Origin of the sequence: Bradyrhizobium sp. A11 (assembly GCF_042077125.1) — a bacterium.
GTDB classification, from domain to species: domain Bacteria; phylum Pseudomonadota; class Alphaproteobacteria; order Rhizobiales; family Xanthobacteraceae; genus Bradyrhizobium; species Bradyrhizobium japonicum_B.
In genome coordinates this window covers 5135195-5152921 of record NZ_CP149509.1, presented here as the reverse complement: position 1 = coordinate 5152921, position 17727 = coordinate 5135195, and the positions used below count along the sequence as shown (strand labels likewise).

Annotated in this window: 16 protein-coding genes and 2 pseudogenes; 7 read left to right on the top strand and 11 right to left on the bottom strand. The window is 64.2% G+C overall.

The annotated features are described in order from the left end of the window. Nucleotides 1–8 precede the first annotated feature (8 nt). Genes WI560_RS24305 through WI560_RS24295 form a run of 3 tightly spaced genes read left to right on the top strand, consistent with a single transcriptional unit; the run spans nt 9 to nt 2922 of the window. Entirely contained in the window at nt 9–1277 is a 1269-nt protein-coding gene (locus WI560_RS24305) for a CaiB/BaiF CoA transferase family protein (protein WP_375305202.1), read from the top strand. After that, nucleotides 1274–2470, top strand: a complete 1197-nt coding sequence (locus WI560_RS24300; protein WP_375305201.1) for an acetyl-CoA acetyltransferase — start codon at nt 1274–1276, stop codon at nt 2468–2470. The genes WI560_RS24305 and WI560_RS24300 overlap by 4 nt, the downstream gene beginning before the upstream one ends. Next, on the top strand, nt 2467–2922 hold the full coding sequence (locus tag WI560_RS24295; protein WP_375305200.1) for a Zn-ribbon domain-containing OB-fold protein: 456 nt from the start codon (nt 2467–2469) through the stop codon (nt 2920–2922). Before WI560_RS24300 ends, WI560_RS24295 begins: the two co-directional genes overlap by 4 nt. A gap of 26 nt (nt 2923–2948) precedes the next feature. On the opposite strand, the gene WI560_RS24290 is transcribed toward WI560_RS24295, so the two are convergent. The 4 genes from WI560_RS24290 to WI560_RS24275 form a co-directional block, all read right to left on the bottom strand. After that, on the bottom strand, nt 2949–3800 hold the full coding sequence (locus WI560_RS24290) for a FadR/GntR family transcriptional regulator (protein ID WP_375305199.1): 852 nt from the start codon (nt 3798–3800) through the stop codon (nt 2949–2951). Nucleotides 3801–3871: 71 nt separating this feature from the next. Further along, the gene (locus WI560_RS24285) at nt 3872–4639 is read right to left on the bottom strand and encodes an SDR family NAD(P)-dependent oxidoreductase (protein WP_375305198.1); all 768 of its coding nucleotides are present in this window, start codon (nt 4637–4639) and stop codon (nt 3872–3874) included. A 19-nt stretch (nt 4640–4658) separates the two neighbouring features. Further along, nucleotides 4659–5039, bottom strand: coding sequence for a Zn-ribbon domain-containing OB-fold protein (locus WI560_RS24280; RefSeq protein ID WP_375305197.1), 381 nt, complete (start codon nt 5037–5039; stop codon nt 4659–4661). A gap of 5 nt (nt 5040–5044) precedes the next feature. After that, the gene (locus WI560_RS24275; RefSeq protein WP_375305196.1) at nt 5045–6205 is read right to left on the bottom strand and encodes a thiolase domain-containing protein; all 1161 of its coding nucleotides are present in this window, start codon (nt 6203–6205) and stop codon (nt 5045–5047) included. An 89-nt stretch (nt 6206–6294) separates the two neighbouring features. Between WI560_RS24275 and WI560_RS24270 the strand changes: the two are divergent. The 4 genes and pseudogenes from WI560_RS24270 to WI560_RS24255 all read left to right on the top strand — a co-directional run bounded on the left by WI560_RS24270 (nt 6295) and on the right by WI560_RS24255 (nt 9644). After that, nucleotides 6295–7808 (top strand): annotated as a pseudogene (locus WI560_RS24270) (acyl-CoA synthetase). A gap of 104 nt (nt 7809–7912) precedes the next feature. Continuing rightward, nucleotides 7913–8776, top strand: a complete 864-nt coding sequence (locus WI560_RS24265) for a tripartite tricarboxylate transporter substrate binding protein (protein ID WP_375305195.1) — start codon at nt 7913–7915, stop codon at nt 8774–8776. 54 nt (nt 8777–8830) lie between these two features. Then, nucleotides 8831–9157: pseudogene (locus WI560_RS24260) on the top strand (MaoC family dehydratase N-terminal domain-containing protein); the annotation flags it as partial. Between the two features lie 58 nt (nt 9158–9215). Further along, the gene (locus WI560_RS24255; RefSeq protein ID WP_375308897.1) at nt 9216–9644 is read left to right on the top strand and encodes a MaoC family dehydratase; all 429 of its coding nucleotides are present in this window, start codon (nt 9216–9218) and stop codon (nt 9642–9644) included. A gap of 35 nt (nt 9645–9679) precedes the next feature. Here WI560_RS24255 and WI560_RS24250 read toward each other — a convergent pair whose 3' ends face one another. From WI560_RS24250 to WI560_RS24220, 7 genes are all read right to left on the bottom strand, one after another. Further along, nucleotides 9680–11470 carry a chloride channel protein gene (locus WI560_RS24250; protein WP_375305194.1) on the bottom strand — a complete coding sequence of 597 codons (1791 nt, stop codon included), beginning with the start codon at nt 11468–11470 and terminating at the stop codon, nt 9680–9682. Nucleotide 11471: 1 nt separating this feature from the next. Next, on the bottom strand, nt 11472–12302 hold the full coding sequence (locus WI560_RS24245) for a formylglycine-generating enzyme family protein (protein ID WP_375305193.1): 831 nt from the start codon (nt 12300–12302) through the stop codon (nt 11472–11474). Between the two features lie 147 nt (nt 12303–12449). Continuing rightward, nucleotides 12450–14093 carry an arylsulfatase gene (locus WI560_RS24240; protein WP_375305192.1) on the bottom strand — a complete coding sequence of 548 codons (1644 nt, stop codon included), beginning with the start codon at nt 14091–14093 and terminating at the stop codon, nt 12450–12452. A gap of 32 nt (nt 14094–14125) precedes the next feature. Next, a complete protein-coding gene (locus tag WI560_RS24235) occupies nt 14126–14899 on the bottom strand; it encodes a GntR family transcriptional regulator (RefSeq protein WP_375305191.1) in 774 nt (257 codons plus the stop codon). Between the two features lie 4 nt (nt 14900–14903). Further along, a complete protein-coding gene (locus WI560_RS24230; RefSeq protein WP_375305190.1) occupies nt 14904–15956 on the bottom strand; it encodes an ABC transporter ATP-binding protein in 1053 nt (350 codons plus the stop codon). Then, complete coding sequence (locus WI560_RS24225; protein ID WP_375305189.1) at nt 15953–16792, bottom strand: carbohydrate ABC transporter permease; 840 nt, start codon at nt 16790–16792, stop codon at nt 15953–15955. Before WI560_RS24225 ends, WI560_RS24230 begins: the two co-directional genes overlap by 4 nt. Beyond that, nucleotides 16789–17724: a carbohydrate ABC transporter permease gene (locus tag WI560_RS24220; protein ID WP_375305188.1), complete on the bottom strand. Its 936-nt coding sequence runs from the start codon at nt 17722–17724 to the stop codon at nt 16789–16791. The genes WI560_RS24225 and WI560_RS24220 overlap by 4 nt, the downstream gene beginning before the upstream one ends. Nucleotides 17725–17727: the final 3 nt, after the last annotated feature.

The window sequence follows — 17727 nt, the reverse complement described above, 5'->3', positions numbered from 1 at the left end:
GTGGAAAGATGCTGGATCGGATCGAAGCGGAATTTCCGGAGCACACGCCCCGAACATCCGATGCGCCCAAGGCGCTTGCCGGGATCAGGGTCGTGGACTTCTCGCATTTCATTGCAGGGCCGTTTGCGACGATGATCCTCGCCGACATGGGCGCCGAGGTGGTCAAGGTCGAGGCCCCCGTGCGTGGTGACGACCTGCGGCGCTACCCGCCAGTCGATGCCAGGCTGAATTATGGCGCGCCGTTCCTGTGGACCAATCGCAACAAGCGAAGCGTCGCGATCGATCTGAAATCGCCGGAGGGCGTCGGGGTCGCACGGGACCTGATCCGCACGGCGGATGTCGTGGTCGAGAATTTTTCCACCGGGGTCATGGAGCGCTTCGGTCTTGGCTACGAGAGTTGTCGTCAGATCGCGCCAGCGATCATCTACTGCTCGGTCTCCGCCTACGGCCGGGAAGGACCTTTCTCGGACCGGCTCGGCTTCGATCCGATCGCCCAGGTCGAGAGCGGATTTGTATCCATGAACGGCTACGCGGACCGCGAGGGCGTGCGTGCATTGTCGCCGGTCATGGATATCAGCACGGCCATGATGGCCAGCAATGCCGTTCTCGGCGCACTTGTCGCGCGCGAACGCAGCGGCATGGGGCAGGCCATCGAAGTATCGCTGTTCGACACTGCCGTTCTGATGACCGGCTATGCGTCGATGCAGCAGTTGTTCACCGGAACGGATCCGCAGCGCCACGGCAACACCAGTCCCGACACCTGCCCCTCTGGAGTCTTTCAGGCCGCAGATTCCACCTTCTACATCAATTGCGGCAACGACAAGATTTTCCAGCGCCTGATGTCGCAGGTGATCGATCGTTCCGATCTTGCATCGTCAGATCTTTATGCGACCGGAGCCGATCGCATTCGCCGGCGCGATGAGTTGTTTTCGATCCTGCGCGAAACGTTCGCGCAGCATCCCTGGTCGCACTGGCAGTCGAAGATGCGCGCCGCAGCTGTGCCTTGCGGCAAGGTCCGGACCGTCGGTGAGGCGATCCGCTCCCCGGAAGCGCGTGAGCGCGGCATCGTCACGCGGATTCCTCATGATGAAGTGGGGTGGATACCGAACGTCAGCCTGCCGATCCGCTATTCGCAAACGCCGGTCGTGGACCCCGTAGCCGCTCCCGCCGTCGGCCAGCATACCGGGCAGGTGCTCCGCGATCTGCTTGGCTATGATGACACCCGACTCGCGCGGCTGGCCGAGGCCGGCGCTTTTGGTGCTGCGGTCAAGGCATGACGGCGCGGGCAACAGGCGAGCGTACGCTGCGGGGCCGCGTCGCCGTGGTCGGCGTCGGTGAGACGGATTACTATCGTCACGGCGCATCGCCCGACCCCGAATTCAAGCTGGCGCTCAAGGCGATCCTGGCAGCCTGCAGCGATGCCGGGCTCGACCCGCGCGCGATCGACGGGTTCTCGTCCTACAGCGACGACCGCAGCGATGCGGCGCGCCTGGCGGCAGCGCTCGGGATACGCCGGCTGAGCACGACCACGATGCAATGGGGCGGGGGAGGCGGGGGCTGCTGCGCAGCGGTGGCCAACGCCGCTGCTTCGATCGTTGCTGGGCTTGCGGATTGCGTCGTGGTGTTCCGTTCGCTGGCGCAAGGGCAATACGGACGCTTTGGACAAGCCGGAAGCATCAGCACCATCTCCGGCGAGAGGGCCTATCTGATGCCGTACGGCGTGCTGGCGCCGCCGCAGCGTTTTGCCATGCGCGTGCGGCGCTACATGCATGAGCATGGCGTGCGGCAGGAAGCCATGCAGGCGATTGCGCTAGCCTCGTACCATCATGCGCAGTCGAACCCCCGCGCGGTGATGTTCGGCAAACCGCTCGATCCCGAAAAGTACAACGCCTCGCGCTGGATTGCCGAGCCGTTTCATCTTTTCGATTGCTGCATGGAGAATGATGGCGCCGCGGCGATCATCCTGGTGCCCGAGGAGCGCGCCGGCGATTTCCGCAACAAGCCCGCCTACGTTCTCGGGGCTGCCACTGGCGCCGGATATCGCAGCGGCGCGATGCCGCATAATTCGCCGCAATATGCCAGCGCCAGTTTCGAGACGCTCGCGCCCGCTCTTTACCGCATGGCCGGGATCAGGCCCGCCGACGTCGATGTCGTTCAAAGCTATGAGAATTTTACCGGTGGCGTGGTGATGGCGTTGGCCGAGCACGGCTTCTTCAAGCCCGAGGAGGTGAACGATTTTCTTGTGCTCGACAATCTGATAGCGCCCTCCGGGCGGCTTCCGCTGAATACCAGCGGCGGGAATCTCGCCGAATGCTACATGCACGGCTTCGAGCTGGTGATCGAGGCGGTGCGCCAGATCCGTGGCCAGTCGGTCAACCAGGTCAAGCGCAACGACGTGGCGATGGTGATCGGCGGGCCGATGGTGACGCCGGCCAGCAACCTTCTGCTCGGCTCCGGAGCAACGCTATGAGCGACACTCCGCGCGCGGCCTATCTTCCCGAGGGGCTGCCGATTCCGGTCCCCGAAAACGATGGATTGTCGGCACCGTATTGGGCGGGGTTGCAGCAGAACCGCCTGCTGGTGCAGCGCTGCCCGCACTGCACGACGTGGCAGTTCGGGCCGGAATGGCTCTGCCACCATTGCCATTCGTTCGACGTCGAATGGACCGAGGTCGAGTCGCGCGGCCGCATCTTCAGCTGGGAGCGGATCTGGAGCCCTTCGCACGACGCATTGCGCGGGCGTGGACCTTACCTTGCCGTCCTGGTGGAGCTGCCGCATGCCGGACATGTGCGCATGGTGGGGAACCTGCTCGGCGATCCCCTGCAAACCATCGCCATCGGGACTGATGTCGAGGGCGTATTCGAGCATCACCATGACGCCGTGCCGCGATATTCATTGCTGCATTGGCAGGCCGCCGGATGAAGGCGGCGAGGTGGGGCCAACCGAAGTCAGACCGGCGCGCGCGAGCGGCGGCGGGCGTCGCCGCGCAGACGGACCTTCTCGGTGTTCAGCAGGTGCTCGTTCAGTTTGATGAGATAGCTGCGCATCGTCTCACAAGCGCCCTTGGTATCCTTGGCCTTGATCTGCTCGATCAGTCGCAGGCGGGAGGCGATCACCGGGTCATGGGCGGGTGGTCCGGCGATCAGGACAAAGCGGCGGATCACGGATGCCATGGCTTCCAGAATCGCCGACATCACCTGGTTGCCGGTCGAGTTTGCCAGCAAGGTGCTGAACTCGACGGCCTTCAAGGTCCGCTCCTCGTAACGGCCCTGCCTCGTCAACTCGACGGTCTCGGCCACGTTCCTGCTCAGCCGTTCGATGTCCGCGGGTCTAGCGCGCTCGCAGGCGGCGCGCACCACGGCGTCCATCACCATGAGCCTCGCCTCGAGCAGCGTCGCCAGCGACACATGACCGAAGTCGAGCATGTCACGGAAGGTACGGGTCACCTGTCCGGCGCCGCTCCGGGTGATGAAGGCGCCCCCCCGGCTTCCCTTTCGCATCTCGACGATGCCGGCGATCTCGAGGCTGCGGATGGCTTCGCGCAACGCGGTGCGGCTGACATCGAGCATCTCGGACAGTTCGCGCTCGGACGGCAGCCGGTCGCCGGCTTTCAGTTCGCCACTGACGAGCTTGGCGCGGATCGCATCGCAGATCTCCTCGAAGATCCGGCGGGTCTTGATGGGACGGAAGGACTTTCCGGCAGATCGGCTATCCCTGAGATCGCCAGCCGATGGCGCTGGCGTGCCGGCCGCTGTCTTTCGGCCGGTACGCGGCTCTGGCCTGGATCGTTCTTGCGGCATGAGTCGTCCCTGGGGCTATCAGGTCTTCATCAGCCCGCACCGGCCTCTTTGCAAGAGCTTCCGCTGGCCGATCAGATTGATATGTGGAAACCGCCGTTGACCGCAATGTGCTGGCCGGTGATGTAGGAGGCGGCGTCCGACAGCAGGAAACACACCGGCTGCACCACTTCCTCGGGCAGGGCCCAGCGTCCCATCGGAATGCGGGCCAGTATCCCCTCGCGGAACTTGTCGCCACGAATGGTTTCGGTCATGGGGGTCTCGACCACGCCGAAGCAGACCGAATTGGTCCGGATCCCGAACTTCGACCATTCCTTGGCCGAGGTCATCGTCATCCCCAGCATGCCGCTCTTGGCGGCGGCATAGTTGATCTGGCCCATCGCGCCGGCACGCCCTGCGTCGGACGAGATGTTGACGATGGAGCCGACGTTGGTCTCTCCGCCCTTTGCGCGTTGCAGCATGGTGCGTCCCACCGCCTGGGTCCACAGGAACGCTCCGGTCAGATGCACCTCGATGACCGCGTTCCATTGCGCAAGCGTCATCTTCTCCGACATCGCCGGCCGGGTGATGCCGGCATTGTTGACGAGGCCATGGATCGCACCGAACCGCTCGACGATCTTCTCGACTGCATCCGTTGCGAACGCCTCGTCCGTCACGCTGCCGGTGATGGTCATCAATTGGCGGTCGGACGTGTCGTAGGTCGACAGCGTGTCGCGATTGAGGTCGATGGCAATTGCGTTGGCGCCGAGCTCTCGCGCCAGGTTGATCGTGGCTCGGCCGATGCCCTGGCCCGCACCGGTGACGACGACAGTCTTGCCTTCCAGGGAGACGATGTTGCGCATGGATTTGCGTCCTCAAGCTTTAGATCAGAGTAAACATCGGCGCGAGTGCGCCGTCGGCGCCCGGGCGAACGACCAGGCGGACGGCTGCGCCATTCGACAAGGCGCTCGGCGGACTGTCGACTATTGATGTCATCAGCGTCGGGCCCTCATCGAGCGTGACATAGGCAAGGACCGGCAGGTCCTTGGTCGCGCGCAGCACGCTGTAGGCGTAGATCGTTCCAGTGCCGCGGCTTTCGAGCCATTCGGTTGCGTCCGAGAAGCAAAACGGGCAGCCTGCGCGCGGATAGAAATGCGGTTGCCGGCACTGCGTACATGCTTTGATCAGCAGCTTCCCGTCGCGAAGGGCCTCGAAATAGGGCTGGATTTCGGGATTTGCGGATGATGCAGGGGTTTGCGACACGGGAATCACTGCCTTTCCAGAATGACGGTGGCACTGCCATGGCGCGTTCCGAGCGAGCCGCCGGTGCCATGCGCCAGGGCCAGCGCGCAGTTGGGCACCTGCACGGCCGGGTGGGCCTCGCCGCGCAACTGACGGACAGCCTCGAGCACTTTTGTCATGCCGCCCCGATTGCCGGGATGGTTGTTGCAAAGGCCGCCGCCGTCGGTGTTGAAGGGCAGCTTGCCATGTCCCGAGATCAGATTTCCGTCGGCCACGAAGCGCCCGCCCTGGCCCTTGGCGCAGAAGCCGAGATCCTCCAGCGTCATCAGCACCGTGATGGTGAAGCTGTCGTAGATCGAGGCGTACTGGATATCTGATGGACGGACGCCGGCCTCTTCAAATGCGCGCGGTCCCGACCAGACGGCGCCGCTGTAGGTAAGATCGATCCTGCCACCGGCGGAATGCTTGATCGCCTCGCCGGCCCCGCGAATGCTGACGACCGGTCTTTTGAGGCTCCGCGCGACTTCCGGGGCGACGAGGACGATTGCGCCGCCGCCGTCGCTGATCACACAGCAGTCGAGGCGATGCAGGGGATCTGCCACCATCGGAGAATTCAGCACGTCTTCGACCGTCACGACGTTCCGCAGCATGGCGTGTGGATTGTGCTGGGCGTGATGGGATGCCGCGACCTTGATCCAGGCGAGTTGTTCCGACGTGGTCCCGAACTCGTGCATGTGACGATTGGCGGCTGCGCCGTACATCGTCGCGATCACGGGATTGAGGGGCGCCTCGAACGGCGCGTCTGCCGTTGCGCCCGGCGCCGGACGGACCTGGCTTTGGCCGGCGGCGCGGGGCCGGCCTGCCAAGGTGATCAGCGCGACGCTGCATTTTCCGAGCGCGATCGCGGCCGCGGCATGGCCGACCGCCAGAACATAGGAAGAGCCGCCGGTATCCGTCGAATCGACATGACGCGGCTTGAGATTGAGGTACTCGACCATGTTCATCGGGCCGAGCCCCGGCGCATCGCCGGCGCAGAAATAGCCGTCCACGTCGTCTTTGCTGAGGCCCGCGTCCGCAAGCGCGCCGCGCGCGACTTCGGCGTGGATCTGGGCGAGCGACAGCCCGTCGGCTTTCCGCGTCGGGTGCTCATAGATGCCGGCGATGCAGGCCTTGCCCCGAATGCTCAAAGATATCTCCTTGGTATATTGATCTAATGGTCAGTCCATTATATTGATGCCAAAGTCAAGTTGGGCGAAGACCCGCGGACGGAGGAAATGTGAGCGACGAAACCGCGACCATCATCGTCGGCGAACGCACCCGCTCGAAGTCCGAGCTGCTGGCGCGCGGTCGCCGGGCCGCCACCGGACTTGCGAGGCTCGGCGTTCGCGAAAACGACGCCGTAGCGCTGCTGCTGCGGAACGATTTCGCCTTCCTCGAAGCGACCCATGCCGCGAATGCCATTGGCGCCTATGCGGTGCCATTGAACTGGCACGCAAGCCCCGACGAAATCACCTATATGTTGGGAGATGCGAAGCCGGAGGTCCTGGTCGTTCACGCCGACTTGCTTGACCCGGTGCGCCGGATCATTCCGGCAACATGCGAGGTCCTTGTCGTTTCGAGCGCAGATGCTGGCAATCCCGTCGCTGTGCGGGACGGCGATCAGGATTGGGACCGCTGGCTGGATGCACAGCCGGAATGGGATAGGCCGCCGCTGCCGCCACGCGCGTCCTGGATCTACACCTCCGGAACAACGGGCCGACCCAAGGGCGTCCGTCGCGAACCGGCAACGCCTCAACAGGCCGCGGCGATGCGCGATCTGTTCCGTGTCGTCTATGGATGCCGCGAAGGAATGCGCTCATATGTCGGCGGACCGCTCTACCATGCCTCACCCAACGCCTTCGCGCGGCAAGGCCTGGCGCTGGCCGATACGCTTGTGCTGTCATCGCGTTTCGATCCCGAGGAGCTGCTCCGGCAGATCGACCGCCACCGTTTGACGACGCTGGTGATGGTGCCGACGTTCTTTGTGCGGCTGCTCAAGCTTCCGGAAGAGGTGCGGCGCAAATACGACGTGTCCTCGCTTGAACTGGTGCTGCACACGGGCGCGCCGTGCCCGCCGGATGTCAAGCGGGCGATGATCGCCTGGTGGGGACCGGTTCTTGTCGAAACCTATGGCGGCTCCGAGACCGGCGTCGCCACGATTTGCACGTCACACGACTGGCTCTCAAGACCCGGAACCGTGGGGCGTGTCGCTCCCGGCGGCACGATCAAGATATTCGACGAGCAGGGCCGCGAACTGCCGCCGGGCGTCAGCGGCGAGATCTATGCACGCTCACCGGCCTATCCGGATTTCAACTATCACGGCCGCGATGATGACCGCCGCTCCGTGGAGATCGACGGCCTGATCACCTGCGGCGACGTCGGCTACCTCGATGCCGACGGCTATTTGTTCCTCAACGACCGCAAGCGGGACATGATCATCTCGGGCGGGGTGAACATCTACCCGGCGAAATCGAAGCGGCGCTTCAAAGCTGTCCGGGCGTTCAGGACTGTGCCGTTTTTGGCATTCCCGATGACGAGTTCGGCGAGCGCATCTATGCGGCCGTTCAACGCGACGCGGGCGCGATGCTGACCGAAGACGATGTCAGGAATTTCGTCCGCGAACGCCTGGCAGCATTCAAGGTGCCGCGCGAGGTGGTCTTCCATGACACGTTGCCGCGCGAAGAGAGCGGCAAGATCTTCAAGCGAAAGCTGCGCGAGCCGTTCTGGGCCGGACGTTCATCACGAATTTGAGAGGGACCATGCTTACGCGACGTTCACTCATGAGAAGCGCCGTCGGCATTGCAGCACTTGCCGCGACGCCCGTGCTGGCGCAATCGCCATGGCCAAGCCGGCTGTTGAAGATCGTCGTGCCGCTGCCGCCAGGCGGCGTGATGGACGGTTTGACGCGCGTCGTGGCCGACCGGCTGGCGCAGCGCCTGGGCCAGTCCGTGATCGTGGAAAACAAGCCCGGCGCCAACGGCATGATCGCTGCGAGCGCGGTCGCGGGGGCGGACCCCGACGGCTACACTATCCTCTCCACCATGAGCTCGATCGTCCAGAACGTGTCGCTGCACAAGTCGCCGAGCTACAAGATGTCGGACCTGTTGCCGTTGGCGCCTCTCGGCCGCTTGCCGATCGCGTTCATCGTGCCAAAGACGCTCGGCGTAACCACGTTGCGGGACTTCGTCGAGAAGGCCCGCAGCAGCCCCAAACCCCTGAGTTACGGAACCTACGGCCTTGGCTCGAGCGCGCATATCATCGGCGAAGTGCTGATGAAGAACACCGGCATCAAACTGCTTCAGGTGCCGTATCGTGGCGAGGCGCCGGCGCTGACCGCGATCCTTGCCGGCGAAGTGGACAGTGCCTTCGTATCGGTCGGTGGCGCAGTGGCTCAAAGGGAGAACGCGCTGACGCTGGCGATCGCCAATCCGGCTCGTATGAAGCGCTATGCCGATATACCCACCTTTGACGAAGCAGGATTTCCCGTGCTCGGCCTGACCGGGTTCAGCGGCTTCTTCGCGCCGGCGGCCGTGCCCAAGCCCGTTGCCGATCGGCTCAACAAGGAATTGCGGGAAATCGTCGCGCTTCCCGATGTGAATTCCAAGCTGCTTGATCTCGGGTTCGAGGATATGAGCGACATCGCCGATTTTGCGGGCTTTGTCGACGATGAGGTCAAGCGATGGGCCTCAGTGATCCACGAACTCAATATCAGCATCTAGGATATCCCGGTGGCCATCAACATCGAGGCGCTTAAGGCGCTGGAAATCACCGACATGCGGTTCGCGTATGGGGAGCGCGAGACGATGCTGTACGCGCTCAGCATCGGCATGGGACGCGACCCGCTCGACCTGCGCGAGCTGCCGTTCGTCTACGAAGGCGCCGCGCTGCAGGCCGTTCCCACGATGGCGGTGGTGCTGGCATCGACCGGGATAATTCGCAAGACCGGCGTCGACTTCACCAAGGTTCTGCATGGCGAGCAACGGCTCACCCTGCATCGTCGCCTGCCGGCCGCAGGCGAGCTGCTGGCGAATTCACGCGTCGCGGCTGTCTATGACAAAGGCGCTGGCAAGGGCGCCGTACTGTTGCTGGAAACGACCGCGCGATCGGCAGCAGATAATGCACCGCTGTTTACCTACGTCATGACGATCATGGCGCGCGGTGACGGGGGATTCGCAGGACCTCAAGGTTCGGGCCCCGAGCCGCATCAGCTTCCGGAGAGGGCGCCGGACCAGACCGACACGTTCGAGACGCGCCCCGGAGGCGGCGCTTCTCTATCGTTTGAACGGAGATCGCAATCCGCTCCACGCCGATCCGAGGGTGGCCGGCCGCGCGGGGTTTGCGCGACCGATTCTCCACGGGCTCGCGACTTACGGGATTGCCTGCCGTGCCGTGCTACGGACCGTCTGCGACTGTGACGCGGGACGGGTGGGGTCGTTCGATGCGCGCTTCTCCGCGCCGGTCTATCCAGACGATCGCATCGTGACCGATATGTGGACCGACGGCGACGTCGTGTCGTTCAGATGCCGCGTCCCCGATCGCGATGTGATCGTCCTCAACAACGGGCGATGCTTCTTAGCCCGATCATGATTTTCGAAGCCATGGATCTGCGGCCCTAGCACCCCTTAACGTGAGAACAGCTCCTGGTTCCGGCGTTCGAGCTCTTCCCCGTAGGTGCGCAGAACGTGAGCTTCGCTCAAGGTGCCAATCGTGGCGCGATGGTCGGAGCGGTCGACAACCGCGAGCACGTCAGCCTCGCTGCGTTCAAAGGCCTTCAGGATCTCGCGAACGGGCGTGGTCGGAAGCAGGTATTCGTCCAGTTGTTGCGCCAGCGACCCGAGCAGCTCCTCGTCCTGATTGGCGACGGAATGTAGCGTCGCGGCGGGCACGATTCCCGCATAGATGCCGTTGGGATCGCGCAGCACGATCTGGCGGACCAGCGCCGGCGAGAATAGCTTTTGCGCTTCGCCGATCGGCATCGTCGTTGGCGCATTCTCGAAATCGGTGCGCATCAGGGAGGCTGCGCTCATCTGCCGGACCCAGCCGATGTCCTGCGGGCCGCGGATCGCCTCGCCGCGCAGATGAAAGCGCCATGTCGCGAAGCTGTAGCCGAACAGCTCGCGAACGATCAGCGCGCAGACCGATGACGCGACCACCGCTCCCACGGTGACGGAAAAATCACCGGTGATTTCGAGCGCGAGACAGACCATGCTGAAGGGCGCTCCGAGCACGCCGGTTCCGAGCGCGGCGAGCGCCGCGATCGCGGCGGTGCCGGGCTGAAGCGCGATCGTGGGAAGAGGGCCGGTCAGCACGACGCTGTAGAGCTGTCCGATCAGCGCGCCGAGCAGAAGCGAGGCGAAGAACAGGCCGCCGCGAAAGCCCGAGCCGAGCGAGATGGCGGAGGCCAGGATCTTGAACACGATTGTGGTCGTGAGCAGGAGCCAGGTCGGATTGCTGACGAGCAGGATCTGCATGGCGCCGTGGCCGGCGCCGAGCACGGTCGGCGTCAGCAGGGCGAGGCTGCCGAGGAGGAGACCGCCGAGAATCGGCCGCAGCAGGCCCTTGAACACCGTGATGCGCTGAAAGCAGCGCTCGGAGAATGCGACGGCAAGCATCACGAGGATGCTGACGAAGGCGCAGATGATGCCGATCAGCACCGTCTGGCCGATCATCTCTACGGAAACTGGTGAGGGGAAGCCGGGCACCATCAAGAAGGATTGGTGCGTCAATTGCCGCGCGACGAGCCACGCGGTGACGGCGCTGGCGATGACCGGCACGAGACCGGCGGACGTATAGGCGCCGAGCACGACCTCGAAGGCGTAGAAGGCGCCGGCGAGCGGTGCAGAAAACGCGGCACTTATCGCCCCCGCGGCGCCGCAGGCCACCAGCAGCCGCATGTCGTTGCGGCGGGCGGCCAGGCGCTGACCGACATGAGAACCGAACATCGAGCAGATTTGCGTATAGCCGGCCTCCAGCCCGACCGATCCGCCGAATCCGTTGGACAGCAGTGTCTGGATCGAGATCAGCAGGCTGCCGCGAAAGGATACCCGGCCGCCATAGAGCGCATTGGCCTCGATCGCGTCGGCGAGCTGCTGTCCCTTTACGCGCCGGGCGAAGTACAGTCCGATGAGCGCGAGCACCAGGCCGCCGAGCATCGGGACGAGCAGTGTGCGCTGCCAGGAGATCACGCCGGTGGCGCTGAGGTGGGCGTCGAAGGGAATGTCGAACAGCAGGGCGTGAGAGACCTGGCTGAGGCTCGAGATCGCGGCCACCAGTAAGCCACTGAGCAGTCCGACGACGATGGCGACCAGCACAAGGCCAGTCTCGCGGTTGCGCACGAAATTGCGCAGGAACAACGGCAGCAGGCGGATGCCGGGAGCCGTGGCCGGCTTCGCAGGATGTGACGCCTGCGCCATCCTAGGCCGAATCCTGCAGCGGCTCGGTGCGCACGACGCGGAAGCCAATATTGCTGGACGAGGAGTCGGGCGTATTGGAGCTTCGCGCCGCGACGCGATAGCGATTGCAGTAGGATTCGTGGCAGAGGAAGGATCCGCCGCGCATCGATCGATTGGGAGCCGGCTCGTCGTTCAAGGGGTCTCGTGATGGCGTGAGGCGGTGATAGCTCGGCGAGAAATAGTCCTCGCACCATTCCCAGACATTTCCGGCGACATTGTGCAGGCCATGTCCGTTGGGCGCGAAACTGTGAACGGGCGCGGTACCGAAATAGCCATCATCGACAGTGTTGCGGTCGGGAAAGTTGCCCTGCCAGATATTGCAGCGATGCTCACCGCCGGGCTGAAGCTCGTTGCCCCAGGGGTAGGTGGCCTGGTCTAGCCCGCCGCGCGCGGCCATCTCCCATTCCGCCTCGGTTGGAAGGCGCGTGCCGGACCATTGGCAGTAGGCCTGTGCGTCGTTCCAGGAGACGTGGACGACGGGGTGATCGAGCCTGTCGAGGATGCTGCTCGACGGCCCTTCAGGCTGTGCCCAGTAGGCGCGTGTCACCGGGATCCACCACGGCGTTTCCTGAACCCGCGTCGTGCGTGCGGCGCGCGTCTCTTGCGGCAACAGCCCGTCGAAGACGAAGCTCCAGCCGAAGCGTTCGGCGTCCGTCGTGTAGCCCGTGGCACGCACGAAGTCGCCGAATTGCAGATTGCTCACGGCATGGCAGGCAATGGCAAACGGCGACAGCGTGACGGATCTCACCGGGCCTTCGCCGTCTTCGACAAAGCCGATGCCGGCAGATCCCATGTGGAAGGTTCCGCCGATCAGCGAGCTCCAGCGGCGTTGGATCGGGGTTGGAGCGGGAGGGATCGCTGCTTGCGTAGCTTCGCCCGTCGGCAGTCCGCTGCCGGCGGCACGCTGGATACAACAATTTGAGCGATCCCCAGTCATGCCCTAGTTCTGCTTCTCTTCCTCCCAGAAAGCGGTGCCGCCTTCCGCCTTCATCAACTCCAGAATCTTCTCGCGCGGGATCACGCCGCAGCGATTAGCCCATTGCTGATACTGTGCCGCCATCTCGCGGACGCGATCCGGATGCTGCGCGGCGAGATCGTACATCTCGGTACGGTCGGTCTCCATGTCGTAGAGCTCCCAGGGGCCGGGATACTTCCGGACGAGCTTCCACTTGCCGACGCGGACGGCCGCATTGCCCTCGTGTTCCCAGAACAGCGGGCCGCGGTTGCCATAGGCCGAGGCGAATGACGGCACGAGGCTCTCGCCCTCGCAGGGCAGGATGGCGTTGCCGTTGTACTCCTTGGGATAGGTGGCGCCGCTGACGTCAAGGATGGTCGCCATCACGTCGGTGAGCTGGCTCGGATTGTGCCGCAGGCCGCCCTTTTCGGAGATGCCGCGCGGCCAGTGCACGATGAACGGGGTCGCGATGCCGCCTTCGTGGATCCAGTGCTTGTAGAGACGGAATGGCGTGTTGGAGAGGTTGGCCCAGGCAGTGCCGTAGCTCTGATAGGTGTCCTCGGCGCCGGGCATTAGGGTCGGGTCATTGCCGAAGCGCACCGGCCTGCCGTCGCGTGTCTTGGCCTTGGCGATCATGAGCTGGTCGACCAGCTCCTTTGCCGTGACGCCTTCCGGAATGTCCTCGGCGCAGGCGCCGTTGTCGGAGAGGAAGATGATCAGCGTGTTGTCCATCTGGCCGGTCTCTTCCAGCGCCTTCAGGATCCGGCCGATGCCCTGGTCCATGCGGTCGATCTGGGCTGCGTAAACCTCCATGCAGCGCAGTGTCCATTCGCGCTGCTCGGCGTCGGTCCACGGCGGCTGAGTCGGATCGCGGTCGGTCAGGCGCCAGTTCGGATGGATGATGCCGTCGTCGACGAGGCGCTTGAGGCGCTCCTCGCGTAGCCTGTCCCAGCCCGCATCGAAGCGGCCCTTGTACTTGGCGATATCCTCGTCATAGGCATGGAGCGGCCAGTGCGGCGCCGTGTAAGCGACGTACTGGAAGAACGGCGCGTCGGGCTTCTGCGCCTTGTGCTGGCGGATGAAGGCGGCGGCCTGATCGCTGATCGCGTCGGTGTAGAAGAACGACGGATCCTTCTCCGCCTCGTGCTCGATATTGTCGTTGCCGCGGGTGAGCGTGTTGGGATGGTAGAAGCTGCCGGCGCCGATGATGGTGCCGTAGAAATGGTCGAAGCCGCGCTGCATCGGCCATGCGTCGGTCGGTTCCGTCAGGCTGCTGGCAATGTGCCATTTGCCGCTCAGGTAGGACGTGTAGTTCTTGCTCTTCAGGGCCTCGGCGATCGTCACGCAGCTCTTGTTCAGGTTGCCGGCGTAGCCCTCTGGGCCGTTGCTGTAGGTGAGGATGCCGATGCCGGTCTGATGCGGATGCAGACCGGTGAGCAGCGAGGCGCGCGAGGGGCTGCAGCGGGCGGTGTTGTAGAACTGCGAATAGCGCAAGCCATTGGCCGCGAGGCGGTCGAGGTTCGGCGTTTGGATCTCGCCGCCGTAGCAGCCGATGTCCGAAAAGCCCATGTCGTCGTTGAGGATGAGCAGGATGTTGGGGCTATCGGAGGTCTTTGCGCCATTCGGCATGTTTGTGTCCTCGTTCTTGACGTGTGGCGTTGCTAGTGGCGGCGCGTCAGGCTGATGCTGAGGCGGAAATATTTCGGTAAGTACACGGCGCGCAGCAATTCGAGCGCCCGTCCGTCCTTGCCGAAGGTGACGCGCTCGATGGAGAGCAGGGGCGAGCCGACCTTCACCCCGAGCAGCTTGGCGCTACCGGCGTCGGCGAGGTCCGCGCTGATGGTCTGCTGAGCGTCCTTGATGGCGAGGCCAAGCTCGTCCTCGAAGACGCGGTACATGATGATCGAGACCAGGTCGCGCTTCTCGAGCTCGAGTCCGATATCCGGGGGGTAGAAGGCGTGCTCGATGGCGATCGGCGTGTCATCCGCGAGCCGCAAGCGCCGGAGCTGCCAGACCGCGCGTTCGCGCAGCTGCTCGCGAACGGCGGCGTCGTGCCGGTTGGTCATGCCCTGCTGCAGGATCTTGGCGCCGGCCTGGTAGCCGGCGTCGCGGATGGTTTCCGAGAAGCCCATGAGATGGCCGACCCAGTTCTCAGGCTGGTTCGTGCGCAGGAAGGTACCGCGGCCGCGCGAGCGGTCGAACATGCCTTCGTTCACGAGGGGTGCGATGGCGTTGCGGATGGTGATACGGCTGACACCGAAATGACGGCCGAGCTCGGCCTCGGTCATGAGGCGACCGGTCCCGTCGATCAACTTGCCGTCGCGCACCTGGCTGCGAATGGATTCGCGGATCTTGATATGCAGGGGCGTCGAGCCCTCCGTGGCAACATCACTGCCCAGCGGTATGGGCTTCTTCTTGCGCGTTTGAACAGTCATGATGTCAGAGCCGCATGCGTGTCGCTGGATCGAACAGGTGAATGTCTTGCGGACGGGCCGTGATCGAGATCGTGTCGCCTTCGCCGGGAACGTTGCCGTCGGCGACGCGCATGCGGATCATGGTGCCGTCGCAGTCGAGATCGAGCACGGCGGTATCGCCGAGATCCTCGATCAGATCGACGCGCGCGCCGAGACCGCCTTCCGCCATGCGCAGGGCGCCGGGTCGAAGGCCGACCACCACGTCGCGCTCGCCTGCGACCGTGGTTGTTGTCTTCAGGCGATGGCCTGCGATGATGACGTCGCCATCCACGTACCGGGCGGGGACGAGGTTCATCGGGGGATTGCCGATAAAGCCGGCAATGTCGATCGAGTTCGGGCGGGCGAACACCTCGGCCGGCGTGCCGACCTGCTGGATCTCGCCCGACATGAAGACCGCCATGCGGTCCGCGAGCGTCATGGCCTCTTCCTGGTCGTGGGTGACGTAGACGGCGGTGACGCCGAGCGAGCGCTGCAGCTTCTTCAGCTCTGCGCGCGTTTCCAGCCGCAGCTTCGCGTCGAGATTCGACAGCGGTTCGTCGAGCAGGAACAGGCGCGCCTTGCGTACGATGGCGCGGGCGAGCGCGCAGCGCTGCTGCTGGCCGCCCGAGAGCTGGCCCGGCTTGCGGTCGAGCAGATGATCGATCTTCACCTTGCGCGCCGCGTCCTTCACGGCGGGCGCGATCTCTGATTTGGGCAGCTTGGCCATCTCGAGCGGAAAGGCGATGTTCTCGGCCACCGTCATATGGGGGTAGAGCGCGTAGCTCTGGAACACCATGGCAATGTCGCGGTCGCGCGCGTCGGTGGAGGTGACGTCCTTGTCGTCGATCAGCACGCGGCCCGTGGTCGGCGCGTCGAGGCCGGCGAGGATGCGCAGCGTGGTGCTCTTGCCCGAGCCCGACGGGCCGAGCAGGGCGAAGAACTCCCCCGGCTTGATGTCGAAATTCACGTTCTTCAACGCGGCAAACTGGCCGTGCAGCTTGACGATGTTGCGAAAACTGACTTGACCCTGACCGCTCATCGGCGCCCTCCGCCCTTGACTGCACCGACCGTAAGGCCCTTCACGATATGCTTCTGCGCGACCACGCCGAGGACGACGACGGGCAACATGGCAAGGACCGAAACCGCAGCGAGCTTCGCCCACAGGGTCTGTTCGACGGAGACGAAATTGAACATGGCGACCGTGACCGGTCGCACTGTGTTGCCGCTCAACACGACGGCGAACAGGAATTCGTTCCACGCATTGAGGAACACGAACACGATCGTTACGGCGATGCCGCCACGGACCTGCGGAATGATGATCCGCCACAACGTCTTCAGGCGGCTGGCGCCGTCGAGATAGGCGGCTTCCTCCATCTCGAAGGGAATGTCCTCGAAATAGGAGACCAGCAGCCAGATCGCGAAGGGCAGCGAGAACGACAGATAGATCAGGATGATGCCCTGATAGGTGTCGATCCAGCCGATGTTCCGGAGCACCAGGAAGTAGGGGATGATGATGCCGACCGGCGGCAGCATCTGCGTAGCCAGTACGTAAAAGCCCGCGAATTTCTTGCCGCGGAAGCGCAGTCGCGCCAGCGCATAGGCCGCCGGGACCGCCATCAGCATGGTGACGATGGTGGTGCCGACCGAGATGATCATGCTGGAGAGGAGGTTCGGCAGGATCGACCCCGAGCCGAACAGCACGTCGCGATAGGCTTCCAGCGTCGGCGCGAACACCAGCTTGGGCGGATAGGCCAGTACGTCGGAATCGGTCTTGAGCGAGTTCAGTACGCTCCAGACGATCGGAAACGCCCAAGCGAGCAGGAAGACCGTGGAGATCGCGAGCAGGGCAAGGATGCGAACGCGTTTCGCGGTCATTTCGCCCTCCGCATCGCAAACAGGACGCCGGAGATGATGATGGTCACGATCAGCAGCGCCACCGCGAGCGCCGAGCCGTAGCCGATCGAGAGCTCGGTGAAGGATTTTCGGTAGGCATAAAGATTGAGGATCTCGGTCGCCGTGCCGGGCCCCCCGGCGGTGACGGTGAAGATCGCGGCGAATGCGGTCAGCGCCACCATGGTCCGCATGATGATGACCATGACGATCGCTGGGCGCAGTAAGGGCAGCGTGATGCGGCGAAAGCGTTGCCAGGCCGAGGCGCGGTCGAGCCGCGCCGCCTCGTAGATATCCTCGGGCAGCGAGGCGAGCGAGGCCAGCAGCACCATGAATGCGAACGGCGTCCACTGCCAAGTATGGATCGCGATCACCGAGACCATCGCGAGCGTGGGATCGCCGAGCCAGTTCTTGCTGCCAAGGCCGGCGTTGATGGCGAGGAAGTCGACGATGCCGAACTCCGGCGCCAGCATGAAGGTGCGCCAGATCATGCCGACCACCGCCGGCGACAGCACCACGGGCAGGATGGCGATGACCCTGAACCAGCCCTGGCCGCGCTTCATGTCCATGACCAGTAAGGCAAGCGCCAGGCCGAGGATGACCTGCAGCGCGACGGTCGAGCCCGTATAGACGAGGCTCACCAAAAGCGACGTCCAGAAGCGCTCGTCGGACAGAAGCACCTGATAATTCTCGATTCCGACGAAGCCGTTGGTGAACGGCATCGCCAGATCCATCCGGAACGCGCTGGTGTAGACCAGGAAGAGCAGCGGAAACGTCGTCGTGGCGAGCAGCGCAAGAAACGCCGGTGCAAGCAGGGCCGCCGCAAAGCGGCGCTCGCGCTGGGCCAGGACGCGGCCGAAATCGCTGCGAGGCTCCTCGCTCGCGATCCCGGCCGATGTCACCGCTGTGGTCGCCATGGC